General features: G+C 63.8%; 1 protein-coding gene. It reads right to left on the reverse strand.

Features of this window, described 5'->3' with window-relative positions; translation table 11 throughout:
• Nucleotides 1–329: transposase (locus tag EN808_RS35545; protein ID WP_135918247.1), on the reverse strand; the 329-nt coding region annotated here is incomplete at both ends.

Genomic DNA, 329 nt, shown 5'->3' on the forward strand with positions numbered 1-329 from the left:
GCGGTTTTGTCGCGGATGATTGCATTGAGTGTGACGAGAAGCTTTCTGGCGACGGCCACGATTGCGAGTTTCTTCGAACCGGATCGAGCCGCGAGCGCGGTGTAGAAGGCTTTGAAGCGATCGTTGGCGCGAATGGCGCCCAGAGCAGCCATGTAGAGCGCGCGCCGGACGCGCGCGCGGCCACCGCTGATCTTGGCTCTGCGTTTGAGCTTGCCGCTCTCATGGTCGAATGGTGCAAGGCCCGCAAGTGCGGCGATCGACTTGGGGGATCGCCGGCCGAGCTCGGGCATATGCGCCAGCAGCGAGAGCGCGGTGATGGTGGAGACACC

Origin of the sequence: Mesorhizobium sp. M8A.F.Ca.ET.165.01.1.1, assembly GCF_004792065.1 — a bacterium.
Taxonomy (GTDB): Bacteria; Pseudomonadota; Alphaproteobacteria; order Rhizobiales; family Rhizobiaceae; genus Mesorhizobium.